This is a genomic window from Xanthomonas hortorum pv. pelargonii, assembly GCF_024499015.1.
Taxonomy (GTDB): Bacteria; Pseudomonadota; Gammaproteobacteria; order Xanthomonadales; family Xanthomonadaceae; genus Xanthomonas; species Xanthomonas hortorum_B.
Genome location: NZ_CP098604.1, coordinates 296,520 through 315,476, shown reverse-complemented (window position 1 = coordinate 315,476; position 18,957 = coordinate 296,520). Strand labels below are relative to the sequence as shown.

18 protein-coding genes, 1 tRNA gene and 3 pseudogenes are annotated in these 18,957 nt (G+C 59.5%); 11 read left to right on the top strand and 11 right to left on the bottom strand.

Annotation, left to right across the window (positions count from 1 at the left end; all coding sequences use genetic code 11):
• Positions 1-193: 193 nt before the first annotated feature.
• The 11 genes and pseudogenes from NDY25_RS01400 to NDY25_RS01355 all read left to right on the top strand — a co-directional run bounded on the left by NDY25_RS01400 (position 194) and on the right by NDY25_RS01355 (position 11,988).
• On the top strand, positions 194-3,403 hold the full coding sequence (locus NDY25_RS01400) for a TonB-dependent receptor (RefSeq protein ID WP_168959998.1): 3,210 nt from the start codon (positions 194-196) through the stop codon (positions 3,401-3,403).
• A gap of 102 nt (positions 3,404-3,505) precedes the next feature.
• Complete coding sequence (ppnN, locus tag NDY25_RS01395) at positions 3,506-4,891, top strand: nucleotide 5'-monophosphate nucleosidase PpnN (RefSeq protein ID WP_168959999.1); 1,386 nt, start codon at positions 3,506-3,508, stop codon at positions 4,889-4,891.
• A 113-nt stretch (positions 4,892-5,004) separates the two neighbouring features.
• Positions 5,005-5,550, top strand: a complete 546-nt coding sequence (locus NDY25_RS01390; RefSeq protein ID WP_168960000.1) for a GspH/FimT family pseudopilin — start codon at positions 5,005-5,007, stop codon at positions 5,548-5,550.
• Positions 5,547-6,023 (top strand): type IV pilus modification protein PilV, encoded by a 477-nt coding sequence (gene pilV, locus NDY25_RS01385; protein ID WP_168960001.1) that lies wholly within the window; start codon positions 5,547-5,549, stop codon positions 6,021-6,023. The genes NDY25_RS01390 and pilV overlap by 4 nt, the downstream gene beginning before the upstream one ends.
• Positions 6,020-6,823, top strand: a pseudogene (locus NDY25_RS01380) (PilW family protein); the annotation flags it as partial. The gene pilV and the pseudogene NDY25_RS01380, both read left to right, overlap by 4 nt.
• 89 nt (positions 6,824-6,912) lie before the next feature.
• Positions 6,913-7,155, top strand: coding sequence for a PilW family protein (locus tag NDY25_RS23085; protein ID WP_425526356.1), 243 nt, complete (start codon positions 6,913-6,915; stop codon positions 7,153-7,155).
• Positions 7,145-7,675, top strand: a complete 531-nt coding sequence (locus tag NDY25_RS01375; RefSeq protein WP_168960003.1) for a pilus assembly PilX family protein — start codon at positions 7,145-7,147, stop codon at positions 7,673-7,675. The genes NDY25_RS23085 and NDY25_RS01375 overlap by 11 nt, the downstream gene beginning before the upstream one ends.
• A 9-nt stretch (positions 7,676-7,684) precedes the next feature.
• Positions 7,685-7,981: a hypothetical protein gene (locus tag NDY25_RS01370; protein WP_256627722.1), complete on the top strand. Its 297-nt coding sequence runs from the start codon at positions 7,685-7,687 to the stop codon at positions 7,979-7,981.
• On the top strand, positions 7,947-11,165 hold the full coding sequence (locus tag NDY25_RS01365) for a pilus assembly protein (RefSeq protein WP_256627721.1): 3,219 nt from the start codon (positions 7,947-7,949) through the stop codon (positions 11,163-11,165). Before NDY25_RS01370 ends, NDY25_RS01365 begins: the two co-directional genes overlap by 35 nt.
• A gap of 309 nt (positions 11,166-11,474) precedes the next feature.
• Positions 11,475-11,849 carry a type IV pilin protein gene (locus tag NDY25_RS01360; RefSeq protein WP_256627960.1) on the top strand — a complete coding sequence of 125 codons (375 nt, stop codon included), beginning with the start codon at positions 11,475-11,477 and terminating at the stop codon, positions 11,847-11,849.
• A 62-nt stretch (positions 11,850-11,911) separates the two neighbouring features.
• Positions 11,912-11,988 (top strand) — tRNA-Asn (locus NDY25_RS01355).
• 76 nt (positions 11,989-12,064) lie between these two features.
• On the opposite strand, the gene NDY25_RS01350 is transcribed toward NDY25_RS01355, so the two are convergent.
• The 11 genes and pseudogenes from NDY25_RS01350 to NDY25_RS01300 all read right to left on the bottom strand — a co-directional run bounded on the left by NDY25_RS01350 (position 12,065) and on the right by NDY25_RS01300 (position 18,952).
• Positions 12,065-13,306: a site-specific integrase gene (locus NDY25_RS01350; protein ID WP_168960006.1), complete on the bottom strand. Its 1,242-nt coding sequence runs from the start codon at positions 13,304-13,306 to the stop codon at positions 12,065-12,067.
• Positions 13,306-13,524, bottom strand: a complete 219-nt coding sequence (locus NDY25_RS01345) for a hypothetical protein (RefSeq protein WP_168960007.1) — start codon at positions 13,522-13,524, stop codon at positions 13,306-13,308. The genes NDY25_RS01350 and NDY25_RS01345 overlap by 1 nt, the downstream gene beginning before the upstream one ends.
• The gene (locus NDY25_RS01340) at positions 13,521-13,730 is read right to left on the bottom strand and encodes a DUF7696 family protein (protein ID WP_168960008.1); all 210 of its coding nucleotides are present in this window, start codon (positions 13,728-13,730) and stop codon (positions 13,521-13,523) included. Before NDY25_RS01340 ends, NDY25_RS01345 begins: the two co-directional genes overlap by 4 nt.
• 265 nt (positions 13,731-13,995) lie before the next feature.
• On the bottom strand, positions 13,996-14,220 hold the full coding sequence (locus tag NDY25_RS01335; protein ID WP_168960009.1) for a hypothetical protein: 225 nt from the start codon (positions 14,218-14,220) through the stop codon (positions 13,996-13,998).
• On the bottom strand, positions 14,217-14,489 hold the full coding sequence (locus NDY25_RS01330) for a hypothetical protein (protein ID WP_168960010.1): 273 nt from the start codon (positions 14,487-14,489) through the stop codon (positions 14,217-14,219). Before NDY25_RS01330 ends, NDY25_RS01335 begins: the two co-directional genes overlap by 4 nt.
• On the bottom strand, positions 14,482-14,664 hold the full coding sequence (locus NDY25_RS01325) for a hypothetical protein (RefSeq protein ID WP_168960011.1): 183 nt from the start codon (positions 14,662-14,664) through the stop codon (positions 14,482-14,484). The genes NDY25_RS01330 and NDY25_RS01325 overlap by 8 nt, the downstream gene beginning before the upstream one ends.
• Positions 14,657-15,082 carry a hypothetical protein gene (locus NDY25_RS01320; protein WP_256627720.1) on the bottom strand — a complete coding sequence of 142 codons (426 nt, stop codon included), beginning with the start codon at positions 15,080-15,082 and terminating at the stop codon, positions 14,657-14,659. Before NDY25_RS01320 ends, NDY25_RS01325 begins: the two co-directional genes overlap by 8 nt.
• 78 nt (positions 15,083-15,160) lie before the next feature.
• Entirely contained in the window at positions 15,161-15,433 is a 273-nt protein-coding gene (locus tag NDY25_RS01315) for a hypothetical protein (RefSeq protein WP_057672057.1), read from the bottom strand.
• The gene (locus NDY25_RS01310) at positions 15,433-15,687 is read right to left on the bottom strand and encodes a hypothetical protein (RefSeq protein ID WP_256627719.1); all 255 of its coding nucleotides are present in this window, start codon (positions 15,685-15,687) and stop codon (positions 15,433-15,435) included. Before NDY25_RS01310 ends, NDY25_RS01315 begins: the two co-directional genes overlap by 1 nt.
• Positions 15,688-15,715: 28 nt before the next feature.
• Positions 15,716-15,933, bottom strand: a pseudogene (locus NDY25_RS01305) (hypothetical protein).
• Between the two features lie 322 nt (positions 15,934-16,255).
• Positions 16,256-18,952, bottom strand: a pseudogene (locus tag NDY25_RS01300) (toprim domain-containing protein).
• Positions 18,953-18,957: the final 5 nt, after the last annotated feature.

Here is an 18,957-nt window from a genome sequence, read left to right as displayed (position 1 = left end):
TTCATGTTGCACTGCGCGAAGTTTGTCACGCCGCCGTCACAATCAGGCCTTAGCGTGTTAATCTGTTGTTAACCGTTGCGGCAGCAACCAGCCGCGCGGCGAGGGACCCCAGATCATCGGCAGCCCATCCCCGGGAACGGTTGGGCTGACTGCGCCTTTTTGTCACTGCCCAACCTGTATCGAGGCTACCGAAATGACCCACCCCCGTTGTCTTCGCATGTCCAAGCTGACGCTTGGCCTTGTTGCCGCACTTGCCGCTGCCCCCGTATTTGCCCAGAGCACCTCTGCCGGCGTCGCTGGTGTGGTCACCAGCAGCGGCGGTCAGCCGGTGCCGAATGCCGAAGTGACGATCACCCACGTCGAATCGGGCACCGTCAGCCGCGCCACTACCGATGCCAGCGGACGCTACAACGCGCGCGGCCTGCGTGTGGGTGGGCCGTACACGATCACTATCACCAAGTCGGGTGAAGGCACGAAGACGGAAGAGGGCGTTTACCTCAACCTCAATCAGGTCAACAGCGTCGATGCAGCTCTTGGCGGCGACGTCACCACGCTTGGCGCAGTGCAGGCCATCGGTGGCGATTACGGCTCGGCGCTGTTCAGTGCCAACAAGATGGGCACCGGCACCAATGTGACGCGGGAGCAGATCGAATCGCTGCCGTCGATCAATCGTAATCTGCAGGACTACGTACGTCTGGATCCGCGCGTGGCGCAGACCGACAAGGCACGTAACGAGATCTCGGTGGGTGGCCAGAACCCGCGCTTCAACTTGATCCGCGTCGACGGCATCAATACCAACGACGCCTTCGGCCTTGAGTCGAACGGTATGCCGACCCCGCGTCAGCCGTTCTCGATGGATGTCATCGACGAAATCTCGGTCGACGTCGCCAACTACGACGTCACCATCACCGGTGCCACCGGTGGCGTGATCAATGCGGTCACCAAGTCCGGTACCAACGAGTTTCATGGCTCGGTTTACAGCACCTACCGCGAAAACGATTGGTCGGGCAAGAACCAGAACGATATCCGCCCGCAGTTGTTCGACAACGAGACCGTTTACGGTCTGACGCTCGGCGGTCCGGTGATCAAGGACAAGCTGTTCTTCTTCGCCAACTATGAGAAGTACAAGGGCAAGGGCGTGTTCACCGGTGCGTCCGGCTACGGTCCGACCGGCTCGGGCGAGAGCAATATCGTTCCGATCTCGCAGGCACAGGTTAACGAGATCATCGACATCTCGCGCAATGTCTACGGGTTCGATCCGGGCACTCTTGCGCTGCCTGCACTGGACTCGGATTCCGAAGAGAAGGGCTTCAAGCTCGACTGGAATATCTCCGACAAGCATCGTGCTTCCTTCCGCTACGGTGAGAGCGAGCAGAGCACTGCCAACCTCAACGGTTTTGGTAATCAAGCGCTGTCGTTGAATTCATATCACTACGTTCGCGACTTCAGCCTCAAGACCTACACCGGTCAGCTGTTCAGCGATTGGACCGATACCTTCTCCACCGAAGCCAAGGTGTCGTACCGCGATTATTCTGCGGTGCGTACGGCAGCCTCGCAGCTGCCGGCCGTGGCCGTGCGTATCGGTAACAACACCGTCAATCTAGGCACCGAACAGAGCACGCAAGCCAACGAACTGCGCACCGAAACATGGAATGCATTCTTTGCCGGCACCCTGTTCCTGGACGACCACACCGTCAAGTTCGGTTTCGACTACGAAGATAACGACATCTTCAATCTGTTCGGCCAGCGTGTGTTTGGTTCCTACACCTTCAATTCGATCGCCGACTATCGCAATAATGTCGCGCAGAATTACCGCTACTCGCAGTCCAACAGCGGCAATATCGACGACATCGCTGCGCAATGGGGCATGCGCAACGTTGGCGTGTTCTTGCAGGACACCTGGGCGGTCAACAACAACCTGACTTTGACCTTCGGTCTGCGTTATGACGAACCCATGGTCAAGAACAGCCCGGTCTATAACGCCGCAGCATCTACGGCGTTCGGCTTCCGTAACGACCAGACCATCGATGGCAACGGTCTGTTCCAGCCGCGCTTTGGCTTCAACTACACCTTCGACAGTGATCGTCCAACCCAGGTGCGTGGTGGCGTCGGCTTGTTCCAGGGCGCTGCAGCGACCGTGTGGCTGTCCAACCCGTACTCTAATACCGGCCTGGCCTTTACCGATTACAACCTCTCCAGCCCGGCATTGGTGCGTGACAACGGCATTCGCTTCACTCCTGACATCAATAACCAGCCGACCGGCAATGGTACGGCGCGCGTCGGAACCCAGTCGGTTGACTTCGTTGATAGTGAACTGGGTCAGCCGTCCGTATGGAAGGCCAATCTCGCGTTCGACACCGAGCTGCCGTGGTACGGCATTGTGGCGTCGGCCGAAGCAGTGGTCACGCAGGTCAAAGAGGCGATCTACTATCAGCAGCTCAACCTGGGTGCGGTGAGCGCGGTTGGTCAGGATGGTCGCAACATTTACTGGAATGCCAATGGCCTGCGTCCGAGCAGCTGGAATGTGAACGGCTTGCAGCCGCCAGGTGTTTCGGTCGATGCGCGCGGCGGTCGTGATCCAGCTTACAACGATGCTTTCATAGCCCGTCCTACTGACAAGGGTGGCAGCGAGAGCTTCACCTTTGGTCTGAACAAGCCCTTCAACGGCGGGGACTGGTCCTGGGGTCTCTACTACACGTATACCGATGCTGACGAAGTCAGTGGCCTGACCAGTTCGACCTCGGGTTCGCAGCTGGGCAACAACGCGGTGTTCCAGGCGAACGAAAACGTGGCATCGACTGCTGCGTATGAGATCAAGAACAGCATCCTCGGTACGTTGAACTGGAAGCACGCGTTCTTCGGCGACTACGAGACCAAGGTCGGCTTGATCTACCAGGGTCGTAACGGCCGTCCCTATAGCTACACCTTCGACAACGATGCTAACGGCGATGGTCGTTTGAACGATCTGCTGTATGTCCCGAATGGCCCGGGCGATGTGCAGTTCGGCACAGCTGCGGAAGCGCAGGCGTTCTGGGCGTACGTGGAAGGCAACGAGTATTTGTCTGCACGCCGTGGCCAGGTTGCCGAACGCAACGGCGCACGCAACTCCTGGATCAACCAGTTCGATCTTCATATCGAACAGGAAGTGCCGGGCTTCTTCAAGGACAACAAGGCATCTGTGTGGCTCGACGTCATGAACGTCGGCAACCTGCTCAACAAGAAGTGGGGCCGCGTTGAAGAGTATGGCTTCCCGGGCATGCGCGGTGTCGTCGAGTACGGCGGTATCGATCAGACCACTGGAAAGTACGTCTACCGCTTCAACACCCCGGATCAGTCGACCGTTTACGACGATCGCGGCATCTCCCGCTGGGCGCTGCAGCTCGGCTTCCGCTACCAGTTCTGATCTGGTTAGCGTGTCGAATGTTGCAAAACGGCCGGGTCTTCCCGGCCGTTTTCTTTGTGCGGGTGAGTACGCTAAAGTTCTGAGATACGACAGGAGCAAGCTATGGAACTCAGCAGTACGGCAGCACGGGCGCTGCCGGTGGTGGATGCGCGGATCTATCCGCGTGGCGGTCTGGATGTGTTGTCCAGGGCGGAAGTGGCGCGCTTGCGCGATGCCTCCAGCGGCGGCATGCACGAGCTGTTGCGCCGTTGCGCGCTGGCCGTGCTCACCAGCGGTAGCGCTTCGGACGACCCGCGCGCCGCGCGCGATCTGTATCCGGATTTCGACATCCAGGTGAATCAGCAGGATCGCGGCATCCGCATCGATCTGAGCAATGCGCCGGCGATGGCGTTTGTCGATGGCGAGATCATCCGAGGTGTGGCTGAGCTGCTGTTCGCCGTTGTCCGTGATCTGGCCTACATGGCGATCGAGCTCGAAGCACAGCGCGCCGATCTCGATACCAGCGAGGGCATCACCAACGCAGTGTTTGGCCAGCTGCGCAACGCACGCATCCTGCAGCCGTCCGACCCGAATCTGGTCGTGTGCTGGGGTGGCCATTCCATCTCGCGCGACGAATATCTCTATACCAAGCAGGTGGGCTACGAGCTAGGCTTGCGCGGCCTGGACATCTGTACCGGATGTGGCCCGGGCGCGATGAAGGGGCCGATGAAGGGCGCCACCATCGCCCACGCCAAGCAGCGCAAGCACCAAACCCGCTACATCGGCGTCACCGAGCCAGGCATCATCGCCGCCGAGTCGCCGAACCCGATCGTCAACCACCTGGTGATCATGCCGGACATCGAGAAACGCCTGGAGGCTTTCGTCCGTATCGGCCACGGCATCCTGGTGTTCCCCGGTGGCGTCGGCACGGCGGAGGAAATCCTCTACCTGCTCGGCATCCTGTTGCGCGAAGAGAACGCCGATTTGCCGTTCCCGCTGATCCTGACCGGCCCGACCATCGCCGCGCCGTATTTCGAGCAGATCGACCGCTTCATCCGGCTCACCCTGGGCGAAGCTGTCGCTTCGCGCTACGAGATCATCGTCGGCGACCCGGTCGCGGTGGCGCGTCGCATGGCCGAAGGCATCCATGAGGTGCGCGCGCACCGCAAGGACCAGAAGGACTCGTACTACTTCAACTGGTCGGTGCACATCCCGCTCGAATACCAGCAACCGTTCGAACCCAGCCACGAGGCCATGGCCGCTCTGGACCTGCACCACGGCCGCCCAGCTCCCGCACTGGCCGCCGACCTGCGCCGCGCCTTCTCCGGCATCGTCGCCGGCAACGTCAAGGAAGACGGCATGCGTCGCATCGAAGAGTTCGGCCCCTTCGAGATCCACGGCGACCCGGACATCATGCAGGCGCTGGACGAACTGCTGCGCGGCTTTGTCGAGCAGCGCCGCATGAAGATCTCGGGGGATTACCGGCCTTGTTATCGGGTGGTGACTTGAGTAATGAGGCTGTGGTCGCGTTCGTCGTATAGACGCGACCGTTCGTCTGTCTTGCGATTGCCTCCCTTCCAGGGCGAGCGCATCATCAGGCATCAACGCTGGGGAGCGTCTTGATGGCAGTTCGTCATGAATCTGGTTTTACCTTGCTTGAGCTGATGGTCACTGTTGCCGTGGTCGGAATCTTGGCGGCGGTTGCTTTCCCCAGTTTCAAAGGTGTGATTCAGTCCAATCAGGTTGCTACTGCCGCCAACGAAATGTTGGCGGCGCTGTCGTTTGGCCGCAGCGAGGCAATACGCACTAACGCCGGTGCTGGCATGTGTCCTTCTGGTTCCGGGACAGGCTGCGGCGGAAGCTGGAACGCTGGATGGCTTGTCTGGCGGGACGAAAACGCCAACGGCGTGATGGATGGAGCCGAATCGGTCATTCGATATGGTCAAGGCAAAGGTGCCATCGTTTTCAAGGGCAACTCCGCAGAAAAATTTACCTTTGATCGTCGCGGGCGAGTGATCGGGACCGGAGCAGGTGGAACTGCAATCACTGGGCCGCAGACACTGTTGTTTCAGCCTGCTAGTTGCAAGGTTGGCGATGTTGGAATGGCGCGCACGCTTAGCATCAGTGTCACCGGGCAAGTACGAATTTCCAAGAGCAATTGCACATGAGCAAGGCAACGAACCGGTTGGGACGTCAGTTTTCCACCGTGCTGCCGCAAGCGGGATTTTCATTGATCGAAGTCATGGTTGCGGTTCTGGTTCTGGCTGTTGGCCTGCTCGGATTTGCGCTTCTACAGACTACCAGTGTGCGCATGTCCAAAAGCGCGAGCATGCGTACACAGGCGACAAATCTTGCGACAGAGTTGCTGGATCAAATGCGGGTCAATCGACTGAGCGCGGCGGCGTTCCCAGGGCAGGCGACTTTTTCCAGTGGATCTGTCAGCACCTCTGCGTGCGTCCCGACCATCGGCACCGCCAACGTATCGGTGATGGTTACGCTATGGAAATGCGACGTAGTGCGATCGCTGGGGGATCAAGCAAGCGCGACAGTGCTTTACAACGATGGTATTGCGACCGTCCAGCTGAGTTGGAGTGATCGTGGCGGCGATAGCACACGATTTGATGTGAGTACGCGACTATGAGATGTGCAGCTTCCGGCCGAACTCGCACGCGGGGTATCTCCCTGATCGAGCTCATGATCGCGCTGGTGATTGGCCTTGTGTTGTTGCTGGGTGTGATTCAAGTGTTTGCTGCCTCCAAGACTGCATACCGTTTGTCTGAAGGTTTGGCACGCACACAGGAAAATGCGCGCTTTGCAATGGACTACCTGCAGCGTGATCTGCGCATGGCGGGGCACTTCGGTTGCGTCAGCGATCAGGCGCACCTGCAGCGTGTGGGTGCTCTGCAATCCAACTTTTCCACAACGGCGGATCAGGCCTTGAATTTCATTGTTTCCATCCAGGGCTACGAGGCCAATGGAACCGCTCCTTCAGGTGTTGTGACCTTGGGTGCAGAAGTAGCAGGGTGGACGCCTGGCCTACCGGCCTCCATCACAGGCCTTGCGCCGTTGGCTGGAAGTGACATCGTCGTTCTGCGCTTTCTTTCTGCTCAAGGTGTCCCGGTTACAGCGGTTACACCAGGTACGAGCACTCGGTTCACTGTGTCGGCTGCCCGGTGGGGCGCGCTGACGCAGGATGGTGTGGCAACTCCACAGCTCTTCGGTGTCGCCGATTGCAGTTACGTCGATGTCTTTCAAGCTTCGGTCGTGGCTCCGTCCACAGGTGATGTGACGGTTGCAAGGTCAATCGATCGCTATGCAGGGCAACCTACCGGACAGGCTAGCCTGTATCGAGCCGAATCCCTTGTGTATTACGTTGGCAGAGGGGCCAGCGGAGAGCCTGCATTGTTCCGTGCGCGCTATAACGGCAGCGCGTACACGACTGAAGAACTTGTGGAAGGCGTCGAAAGTCTACAGTTCATTTATGGGCAAGACCGTGTTGCGGATCTTGCCGCAAATCCCCGAGCGGCTATGTGGATGTGCAGAACACCGCCGCATCCTTGGGAAATACGGCAGCAGAGTGGCGGCGCGTTGGAAGTGTCCAGGTGGGCCTGCTTGTTAGAAGCCCTGATAGCGCATCGGCAGCAGCGCCCGAAGCTGCGAATCGTCCCAGTGTGCTTGGTGTGCAGTTTGCTCCGCCGACTGCGCCGGATGGCAAGGTCAGAGGCGTGTACGACACGACGGTAGCCTTGAGGAATCGCTTATATGGCAACTAATCTATCCGGTAATGGCGCAATATCTGCGCGAGGTGCGTTGAGACGTCGCTATACGCAATCAGGGGCAGTGTTGTACGTCGCGCTGATCATGTTGATTTTGCTGGCGCTGCTGGGTATAGCCGGTATGCAGGTCACTGGTCTGCAGGAGCGCATGGCTTTTAATTATCGATCGTCTAACGTGGCATTCCAAAATGCCGAGCAATTTGCGCGCTCCACGGAATGCGGCATCGAAAATGCTGTCAATCGGACGAGTAACGCCGGTTGCGCAGTGGTCACCGACGTGAAGGAGTGCGCCCAACCCTTCGATCCAACTGGCTGGGCGATGAGTTTGAAGCCGAGTAACGGACCTGGTAGCAATGTGCGTTTGCTGGGGCCTTGCATCTCAGGCAATTCAAGTCTTGGGATGGGTGAGCCCGTCAACGAAGATCCAAACCCCGTCTATCAGATAACGGCATACAACGCCGACGGGGCAGACGGCGATGCCGCCGATGCCGCTGTCGATACTATCTTCCGCCCTTGAGGCATGTCCATGTCAGTTCGCCGCTATAAATTGAGATTCATCGTGTTCATCGCGGTGGTGGCCTTGTGCAGTTACGGAATTTACGTCGCGTTTTCCGCACAAGGGCAGGGTCGTCTAGCGCAAGCTCCGTTGAATACCCAGACGACCACGCGGCCAGCTTTTATCATGGCGGTTGATGACTCAAACTCGATGGGATTTGAAGTGCTGACGGCGGTCGGTGACTTGAATCTACGCTGGAATAACTGCTCTGCAAACTTCTTTTCAGGGTCTGGTGTTTTTTTCGGGCGGCACTACTTGTACCACTAATGTGGGTGGGCTGGTTTACCTTTTCCCCCACGCTGACTTTGATAAAGCATATGGTGGCGGCGCGATTGCTCCACTTGATCAGTTCGGCTTTGCACGTTCGCCTGTCTATAATAAAACCTATTTTGACCCGGCTGTCACGTACGACCCGTGGCGTAAGGCGGACGGGACTGAGGAAGCCGATGCTGTTATAACGGCTGCCCGCGCCGACCCACGCTCAGATAAGGCGGTACCCTATGGAGTTACATATAATTTAACGCAAAATCGAACTTCGACATCCGAAGGTTTTTATATTCCTGTCAATACTGTAGTGCCAAATCTGGCGGGCACCGGGGTGAGATATCGTTTTAACCAGAATTGGTCCACTGCTGCTAGAACTTTTGATGGAAATGTGGGGAACGCGAACTACGCATTTGATTATTTTCCTGCGACGTTCTATCTTCCGGCGACTAGCCCGGCGCCAGCGGGCTACAGAATCGCAAATGTAAATCGTCCGGTAGTCGTCGGAGGGTGCGGTCCTGGCTGTGATCTTCGGCGGTATCAGATCAAGCCTGAAAATTATAATGATAATATTTCATATAATCTAGCAATTCAAAATTTTGCTAATTGGTTTCAGTATCATCGTAACAGGACCTTGGCAATGATTGGGTCGATGACCCAGTCATTGATAAGCGTCAATACAATGAATATTGGTTATTTTACGATCAATGCGCGCAATAACGTTACCATGTATAAGATGCCCGATGAGCGGGCCAGTTTGTATGCCGCCATCACCACGTTGACGCTCAATGGTGGCACCCCCAATCGGTCTGCGGTTTCCTATCTCGGCGAGCAATTTAGGCGTGTGGACGCGGGTGCGCCTGTGATCAGCTCCTGTCAGAAAAACGCAGGCATGTTGTTTACTGATGGTTACACAAATAATACGGACGATTCGTCTGTTGCGAACGAAGATGAGCCACTTGGTTTGCCATTTGCTGACGTGTACTCTGGCACCATCGCAGACATTGCAGCTAGCTATTATAGCGGTACGGCGACTCCACTACGGACGGGTGGGCTATTTGCTGCCGGAAATGTCAAGGTTCCGGATGAATGCGCGACGCTTGCGCCGACCAGTGTGGAATGGAAACGGCTGGATTGCGAAACCGACTTGCATATGAACTTTTATGGTATTACGCTCGGTGCTCAAGGGCGTATCTATGAAGTCAATGCAGCAGCAACGGCGGATCCTTTTCTAAATCCGCCCAATTGGAGCGGGTTCCCTAATCCCAGTACTGTTGATGATGGCACTGTTGTTGATGAGCTGTGGCATGCCACGATCAATTCGCGGGGAGGCTTTGTCAATGCCAAGACACCCGATGAGGTGACTGCGGCAATGCGTACCATCTTGAATGGTGTTGCATCTGGCCTCACTCCGTCTGGTACTGTCGCGTTGACTGGTTCGCGTATAGGTGCGGGATCTTTTACTGTTGCGCCGTCTTATGATGCGCTGAACAATGGCACGGATTGGTTCGGAAGATTGAAAGCTCAGCGCGTGGCCAGCGCAAGCGACACTGGAGAGGTCAGCTACGCCGATCTTTGGGAGGCTAGTGCAGTCATTCCGGCAGCAGATGCACGTAACATCATTTACGGCACGCCCACAGGCGCAGCCGTCTTCAATGCTGACAACGTCAGCCTTTCGGCGCTGTGTAGTAACATTATATCGGGATTATCGAATTGTACTCCGGTAAGCATTGCTGCTCAGCTAAAAGTGTCGGCTGCCCAAGCTGTCGCTTATCTGCGTGGTGATCAGACATTGGAGATCTCCAATTTAACGCCATTACGTTCACGAACGACCCGGCTCGGCGATATTGTTAACTCTTCCCCGGTAATTGAAGCGGCAACCGATGACTTTGGTTATCGATCAATGTATGACGTCACTTCTGGTAAATTCGACCCTTACAATTACGCGGGATACTTGCTTAGTAAAGGGAGTGCTGGGCGCAGTATGGTGTATGCGGGCGCCAATGACGGCATGCTGCATGGGTTCAATGGCCGTACTGGCGTTGAACAGTTTGCATATATCCCCCAATCGGTGCTTGGTCATATGGGAAATCTGCTCTTCCCATACACAACGGTCAAACTGAACACGCAGTATGCGCATCGTTACTACGTGGATGGTCCCGTTGTTGTTTCGGACGTTGCGTCTGCCGCAGGTGCCTGGTCCACCGTGCTGGTCGGAACGACTGGTGCTGGCGGCAAGAGCGTTTTCGCTCTCGATGTGTCCAATCCTTCTGGGTTTAATGCCTCGCGCCGTCTTTGGGAGATCAATGATTCCAACGCAAATTTACTGTTGTCTGCCAATATCGGGAATGTATTAGGCAAGCCTGTGATCGTTCCGGTTCGCTCGTCCAGTGGCGTTGTAAGTTGGAAAGCAGTCTTCGGCAATGGTTACGGCAGCATCAATGGTCGCGCGGTGCTGTTCGTCGTCGATATCTTGAGTGGCCGGGTTAACTTGTTGCCTGCCGCGGAGTCAGGGGTAGTGGCGCCCAATGGGCTGGGTAATATCGTAGTAATTGACCGGTGGGCCGGCTCCTCTCTCAATACCAGCAATCGCGATGGTTTTGCAGATACCGTTTATGCGGCCGACCAACTTGGCGCAGTATGGAAATTTGATCTGCGTAATCTTGCAACCACTGCGGGTGCCCCCGAACTTGTTGCAACAGCGAACACCCCGCTATTCGTTGCCAGAGATGCGCAAGGGACGCGCCAGCCCATCTTGGGAGGGTTGCTGGCTTCCGCTGGAGCTGGCGGAAATGTAATGTTGTTCTTTGGGACTGGTGCGTTTTCGTTTGAGGGGGATGATTTGGATAGCTCGTCGCAGACACTGTATGCCGTGCTTGACCGTGGAGTTGCAGGTACGATTCAGCGGGGCAATCTGTTGCAACAAAGCGTCGTCTCTTCTACCCAGGATAGTCGGGTCACGACTGCAGTTGCGATGGCTGCTGGGCGATCGGGTTGGTATATCGATCTGCCAGGAGTGGGTGAGCGACTTGTTGGTACTCCGGCTATTGCTAATGGCATCGTCTTTTTCCCACATTTCAGCCTGGCTCTAGAGATGGTTGTTTGCCAGGCGGTACAAATTGGCTGTATGGGCTCGACGCATTGTCTGGGGCTGCGCAGTTGTCTGGCGTCCGAGCGGGGGCAGTGACAGGCGACGCTTATGCTACCGGGACGGGGGCGGTGCGGCTCAAAACAGCTGGAACCGGGCCGGTGAAGGATCTCTCCGTGATTACTTCTTCGCGGGCGACCCCGTTGCCCCCCAGTGCCTCTGGCGGCGAGCTTTCTGATGCGCTCAGCAAGCAGTGTTCAATGATGATTCGAGGTGGCGATTCGCAGCCGCTGTTCATTCCGCGGGCGTGCGGACGCCAGTCCTGGAGGCAAATCAAATGATCATCAATAAAAGGTGTGCAGAGTAGCTGCGCACACATCCGTGAGAGGCTTCACGCTGATCGAGTTGATGATAACAGTCGCTGTTGTTGCGATACTTGCCGCTGTCGCCTACCCCTCGTACACAGAACATATACGAAAGTCTCGCCGCGCCCAAGCCAAGGCTGATCTGATGGAATTGGCGAACCTTGCGGAGCGCTTTCATACAGCCAACGGCACGTTTGCGAACTTCAAGCTCAGTGGCGGAGGTGCATTTACTCAGTCGCCCAGAGAGGGCGGTACTGCGCGTTACTTGCTGTCCCTTCAAGCTGCGCCCACGGCCTCCACCTTCACCGTGGTTGCAACGCCTCAGGGCGATCAGGTGAAGGATAAGTGCGGGACGCTCTCGCTCAACCAGGCTGGCATCAAGACGGCTGGTACAGGAACCACTGCCGACTGCTGGTGACGACAAGGCGCGTGCGCCGGGTGTTGCATTATCGTGAGGCAGCGTCTAAAATTTGGCTCCCCGCCCGAATAGCTCAGCCGGTTAGAGCACTTGACTGTTAATCAGGGGGTCGTTGGTTCGAGTCCAACTTCGGGCGCCAAAACATCAAGGGCTTGCGATCAATTCGCAAGCCCTTTTTGTTGCACCGGGAAAATTACCGGGAAAATTCGCAGCTCTCACGACTCTGAGGGCTTAACCAGGTCGACGAACGCTAACGCCTCTGCCGACGCTTCGTCAGTAGGCAACGTTGGTGGCTCTATCACCTGCAACTCGTGATCGTAGCGGTGCGTCATCTGCGGCGTGATATGGCCTGCAGCATCTTGCTTGTGCGCTCGCGTACCGCGCGTGTCAGTGATGCCGCGATGCTTGAGGCCATGCAGCGTGAAGCGTGCTTCTTCCTCGATCACGCCGGCCTCGATCGCTGCCGTGATCAAGCGCTGCCAGGCCGTTTTCAATGTTGATCGCGCCAAGCGCGTGCCGGTCTGGGTGACCAACAGGCCGCGTTGCTCGGGGCGCAGGGGAACCGGTCGTTTGTGTGCATGGATTCGTTGAGCACGGTAGTCCCGCAGCCAGATCCATGCCCACCGCAGATCGTCGTTCCAGGCGGTGATGTTGTCGCGAGAACCCTTGCGGCGCGTACAGCGCACTCCCTGTTGGAGCGCGTCCGCGTCCGTCAGGTCGGTCACCTCGACACCGCGCAGACGTGCGTTGTAGGCCAGCACCATCACCGCCGGCATGTATGGCGGGACCGCTCCCTTTGTGTGCAGCGGCAATGCAGCGCGTGACTTGGCGAACTCAAGCACCGCCGTGAACGATTGCGGATCCGGCATCTTGGCGTCCGCGCGCTCTTTCGCACCGCGCACGCCGCTGGCCGGGTTGGTCTTGCAATGGCCGATGCGTATGCCCCAGGCAAACAGCCGGTGCAGGTACCGCAGCGTGTGATTGGCCGTGGACGGACGGGCCAGCAACGCGGGCTGCACGGCGCTTGCCTCCCGCCCCTTGGCGAGCGCTTCGACCAGACGCTGCACCAGGGGAACGGACAGACGGTCCACCTGCAGGCTCCCGAACAGACTGCCGTCCTTCAGCACGTAACCGCAGGCCACCTCTGCATGGCGATCGTAGTCATCGCGGGTGCTGCGAGACAGGTCGCGGTACTCGGTGGAGAGCTTGAACGCGTTGGCCAGGTACTGCAGTGAGCCCACCAGGCCGGCACCACGGGATGCCTCCCTGGCCGCGTGGAGGTCGGAAAGTCTCGCATCCACGTAGGCAATGGTGCGCTTCCTCGTGGGACCGCCCTCGGGATGCGGTTCGATGATGTACCAGCGCCCATCGGCCCAGTAGACGCCCTTTGGGAGGGCGTCTTGGTCGATGTGCCTGGGGATATCCGGGTTGAACTTGCGCTTCCTGCCGCGTCCCATCAGATCAGCTCCTTGTTGTGTAGCTCAGCGGCGTTTTGGGCCAGTCCCACTGCAGCGTTGAGCGCGTCCAGGGTTGTCCAGATTCCGCCCCTTCCGTCGTACTTGTAGAGAATTCCCTGCTCGCGCGCCCACCGCACTACCGTCGATGCACGCGGAGCAGGACCGACCGGCGCACAAAGGCGACGCAGATCCTCGAACGTAATCACCGGATTGCTCACGCGCCTTGTCCCTCAATCCACTCCCGCCTGCGCAGCCATTGCTCGCGCATTTCCTCGACGAGCAACTCAGCAGCGGCGTAGCCGCGCTGAGCGGCGATGCGGAGCCGTAGTTCTCGCACCTTGGCCGCATCCACGTAGCCCTGCCGGAGCCAGTGGCGCGCCTCGCAAGCCCTGCGAAACGCTTCCATATTTGCGCCATCGATCATCGCTGCCGCGTGCCAATGAAGCGCAGGCCAAGCTGCACGACGTTTGGCGCGCGGGGATGTGGCTGACGCGGTGCGCGTATCCGATGAGCTCGGCGCCACTCGGTCATGGCCAGCTCGTAACTGGGATGCTTCTGCGTGCGCCCACACACGCACTCGATGAAATGCCCGCCGCCCGCCTCGGGGCGGCGGGCGTCGAGCATATGGCGAGCCAGGTGGCCGTTCGTGCAAGGCGGCAAAGGACTGTCGTGGTTGACCTGACGTTGCGTCACGGTACCTCCACGCGCAACGCGCGTTCGGCATCCCGCAGATGCTGCACGGTGTCGGTGTCGATCCGGTCTAGCGCCTCGGCGATGGTGTAGTCCATCTCGGCCAGCCAATCGTGGCGATTCAGCACCAGAGCGGCGGTCAGCGCCTCTCCCGTGGACAAAGGGCCAGGCCCACCCATACGCGCGGCGGCGCGAGCAACCTCGATCGTGCGCTGCAGGTTCATGGCTGCGTCCTCCACGCGGCGCCGAGCTGGGCGCGTGCTTCCTCGACACGCATGAGGCGCAGGCCCCAGCGCACCGACCAGGTGCGAGCCTGCTGCTCGTCGCAGGTCAGGATCAGTTGCCCGAAAGACTCCAGGCGATCAGCGCGAAACGTGAACAACATTTCGTCCAGCTCAATGACCTTCTGCAGGCCGAGTTTCTGACAGAGAGCCTCGGCGTTGAGAGATTTGGCGCTGCCTTGCGGGCCGAGAAGGATGACGGACTCAGCCATGTGCAGCCTCCCGCCGCACAGCCATGCGAGCACGGCGCCGCAGGCGCTGCGGCACCTGTCCAACGGCCAGGCCGGTCTGGGTGAGGCGCGGACGGCGCGACGTCCACAGCTTGTAGACCAGCGCGCCGCCGGCGGCCGGCGCCAGGACCACCACCAGAGCGAGCAACTCAACCATCGGCCACCTCCCGTGCGGCCTGTGCGACTGCTGCAGCTGCAGCCGCAGCTGGCCTGCGCGGCAGCATGTTGGCGAGGTCAAATGGGAAATCCAGGCCGTCCATAAACTCAGCCAACTCGGTGCTAATGCGGTCTTCTGCCGTCGTCCACAGGCGAGGCCCGTCGATGAGTTTCCAGCCGGTGCCAGTGCCACGCCGCCGCTCCCACGTTTGGCGAGCCTCGCGAAGCGGTCCCATGTTCAGGATGGCAGTGACCACGACCGCACCATGCGTGACGTGCATGGTGATGGTCGCTGAGCAGTCGCCCATGCTGCGGTCGTAGGCGTCAACGATCGGCGTGGTAGCCTCCGGGCCGGGTCCGGTGCCCAAAGCCAGCAGACGTGTTGCCGTGGCTGGACGTGTTCCAGTTTGCTGTTGCATATCGACTCTCCTGAGTTGCGTTGGTGGAGGGCCTTGGGGCGGTGTTACAGCACCGCCCGCCGGCCCGCTGTTGCGGGGTTAGATCAGGTCGGCGCCAGATGGCGAAATGCTGGGATCAAGCTCGCGCAGGCGCTGCGCGCCGCCGAGGACATCAAGCAGTTCGTGGCGGATGTACTCGGCCACTGCCGCCGGTCCGTCGTGATTGATGCCTGCCTCGATCGCGATGTCGTTGGTCAGCGCGGCAAGCAATGCCGCCGCGTGATACGCGCGCCAGAGTCGGAATTGTTCCTCTTCACTGATCGAGAAATCAGCGTCCTCCGGCAGCTGTGTGTTCGGATGAGTGGCGTCCATCAAGCCACCTCCAATGCAGGCATTCGCTCTATCACCCATTCCTGCAGCGCGGCGGCATCGGCTTCCGGCATGACCACGTGCAACGAGCCGATGACCAAGCCGGTGCCGTCATCGACAAGAAACAACGCGCTCGGCTCATCGATCGCGCTGCAGGCGAACATCACCGGTGGGCTGTCATGCAGACCGTCGGCGTACAGTTCGGCCAGCACGTCGGTCGCCCGGATCTGCAGGAGCAGGTAGACGCCGGGAGCCACGCGCAGCGCTTGTGCAGGTCGCGGTGGCTCACTGGCGCACCTCGGCCAGGTCGGCATTGATGCTGGAAATGGCGGCCTCGACGTCGGCCAAGGTCAGCGCCTCGGGTGCCTTGCCCATGGCCTGCAGCTTCGCCTGCAGGGCGAGCCAAGCGGTGTGGTTCCAGTCGAGGGTGTCGGCGATCAGGCCGAAGTAATGGGCGATCTGACGCCGGCGTTGGCCGGCGCTTCTTGAGCGTCGTAGGGCATGGTGGATTCCTTGAGTTGACTGGAATCCGCCGCCCCGACGCCAATCGGGGTGGCGGACGGTGCGGGTTGGCGTACCGGACTCAAGGAACCGGCGGGCCTTACGGCCCCCACGCACCGCCCGCCATAGAACTGGCAGGCTCGCGCCCGAGCGAACGCCGGGCGAGAAAAAGCGCCAGGCATCGATCGATGGGCGCTGTTGCGCCTTGAGAAGTCGGGACGCCAATCCCGGTCGCCGATTTTGCGGCGACGCGGCAATGGTTGCTCCGCTCCTGGGTAGAAGTCAACGAAAATTTCTCAAAATTTCCCACATGTGCAAGCGCGCTCATTTGGCGAACACCCAGCACTTCACGGTGGTGCCGACGCCAGTCAGATCGTCCTTGAGGACGGCGCTGTTGACGGCCACGTTCGCGCCGATGAACTTGTGCCGGCGCGAGTCCCCGAGCAACGCACGCAGCACCTTGAGATCGGGTACTGGCTGACTGAACTGCGAAGCACGCGCAGCGAAGTGATTGAGGTTGATCGCAATCCTCTGAGCGTCGCGGCTGTGGTTGACCACAGCTTTGCCGTGGCCGGTCGCTTCGAGGTATTCGTAGACCTCCCAGAATTCGTTGACCATCGCGTGGTCTGCGCTGATCGCCTTTTGTCGTTCCAGCGCCATGTCCAACAACGCGAGCCGCGTCTGCTCGACCATGTCGTCAGGTAGAGCGACAACGAGGCGCAGACAGTCGAACAGCGCCAGCATCTGCGCGTGGTTCTTGATAACGCGCTCGAGGCGGAGATCCTGCTGAGCGCGAAGCTTGGCCTCAAACACCTTCACCCGCTCAGCGAACAGATCGAGGATTGCGCGCTCTTGGCGAATGGCACGCACGAGGAAGTGGCTCACCTCTTCGACCTGCAGCGCATTGAGGTTGTCGGCCGCGATGCGGCTTTCGGTGGTGACCTGCGGCCGCTTGAAATGCAGCTTCACGATGCGCGTGAGGATCGCCTCGCTGGCGTCCACTGCGGCGTTCTGGGTGATCACGATCGTGCCGCGAAACGGCGGCTCGTAGGTCTCGTTGCCGCCATTGCGCATGCCACGCGTTGCCAGCGTGCCGCCGCCGAAGAAGTCCTTCAGCTCATCCCACTCGAACGTCTTTGAATGGGCTTTGTCTGGCTCGCTGCGATCGGCCTCCAACAGGACGACGGGCATGCCGGACACCTGGCCCATGGCGCGTGCACGGCCGGCCTTGGACGATTTGGCCGGGTCGAAGCCCTCGTAGTCCGAGCGGCCCAGCAGCTTCCACAGGAACGTCAGCAGCGTGGTCTTGCCGGCGCCGGCTTCACCGGTGGCTTCAAGGAACGGAAAGCTCTTGTGCCCGGCGCGGATCTGCTCGGCGAACAACGAGCCAAACCAGAACGTCATGGCGACCATGCCGTGCGTGCCGAAGCACTGCCACAGCCATGGCAGCCAATCCACGCGGAACGCCTCGGCGTCGCGCTGGATCTCCAATCGGATGGACTTCTGCGTGGTCTTCAAACGCAGCTTGTCGAACTCGAAGTAGTCCTCCTCGTTGGCCGTCACCAACTCGCCGTCGCGCACCGCCATATCGCCGAGCAGGTAGGCGCGGTGTTCCCTGCTGTAGCCCACGAAATCGATGGCGTCGACCGTCTTGATTGCCTCGGTCTGCTCTTCGATCAGACGGTCCAGCTGGTGGCCGGTGCCGGTGAACATGGCGCCGGCCGCCAGCGAGATCAGGCGCTTCTTGAACTCGGACGCGCTGGCGACATGACCACCGGTAAAGGTGCCCTTCACGCTGGGACCGTCGTGCGGAAAATCGACGCGGAAGTAGTACCAGCTCTCATCCGTTACCTCTTAGCGCTGGAAATACAGCGCCTCCGGGTAGCAGTTGGCGATCTTCTGGACGGAGCACGCGGCGCGCTTGATCTTCTTCAGATCCTCGGCCGCAACCTCGTCGCCGTCGTCGGCATCAATGTCACCCAGCTTCTCCTTGCGCAGCTTGTCGAAGCGCTGAGTATCGAAATCGAACCAATACAGGCGGGAGCGATACTCCAGCCAGAAGTCGTTGCGGCCGTCGTGTTCGAACATCAGCAGGCCTTTGTCCACCGCCGAGCGGGCCACAAGCAGGTCGCCTTGGTAGCGGGCTTCCTTGACGTCGTTGTCCCATTGCTTGGCATCATCGGACGCGATAGCGCGCAGATGCAGGTCGTTCCAGTCGGTCTTCTTGCCATCGCGCTGGACGATCTGCGCTGCGCGCGAGTTGAAGCCCAGCGCCGCTGCGCGCTTGATGTGCTTGTGCGTGTAAGCACGGGCGCCTGGCTCGTTGTCCAGTGCCCACACGAGCGTCGGAAGGTCGGCCATGCGTGCCTTGGCCAGCTCGCGCAGTGATTCCTCCGGAAATGCGTTGGAGGACATGGCCGACACTGCGCACATGCCGTGCTGCAGGAGTGCGATCGCATCAAAGATGCCCTCAACGATCCACACCTCGCGCGCCGTCTGCATGGCTGTCAGCGCGGAAGGCGCCGCCCACCACACACCCGCATAGCTCTGGCCTGGCGCAAAGCGCGCCTTCTGCTTGCCGAAGCGATGCGGACGATCAATCAGGCGCTCCCACCAGCCGCCCTTGACCAGCGCAAAGCGCACGGTCGCGGTGCCGGCGGTGATCTTGCGATCGTAGTGGCTGTCCTGGGAGTAGAGACCTTTCAGCGGTGCCAGGTCAAAGCCACGCGAGAACTGCAGGTATGCATCGGCCGCAGCGTTGGGGGCCGCAGCCGTTGGCTGGAAGCGTTTGGACCAATCGTCGAACAGGTCGTCGTACAAATCCTTGACGTGCAGCTCGCGCCCGCACTTGGATTGACGGCCGCACTTCACCACCCATGGCTTGAGATGGTTGGTGTAGAGCTCTTTCTTGCTGCACGACGGGCACTTGCCACCGCGCATGTACTCGGTACCACTCCGGTGCTTGAGTCCGTAATCCCGTTCTAGTCGGGACAGCACCTGTTGTCGCAGATCCTCTTGCATCGAAA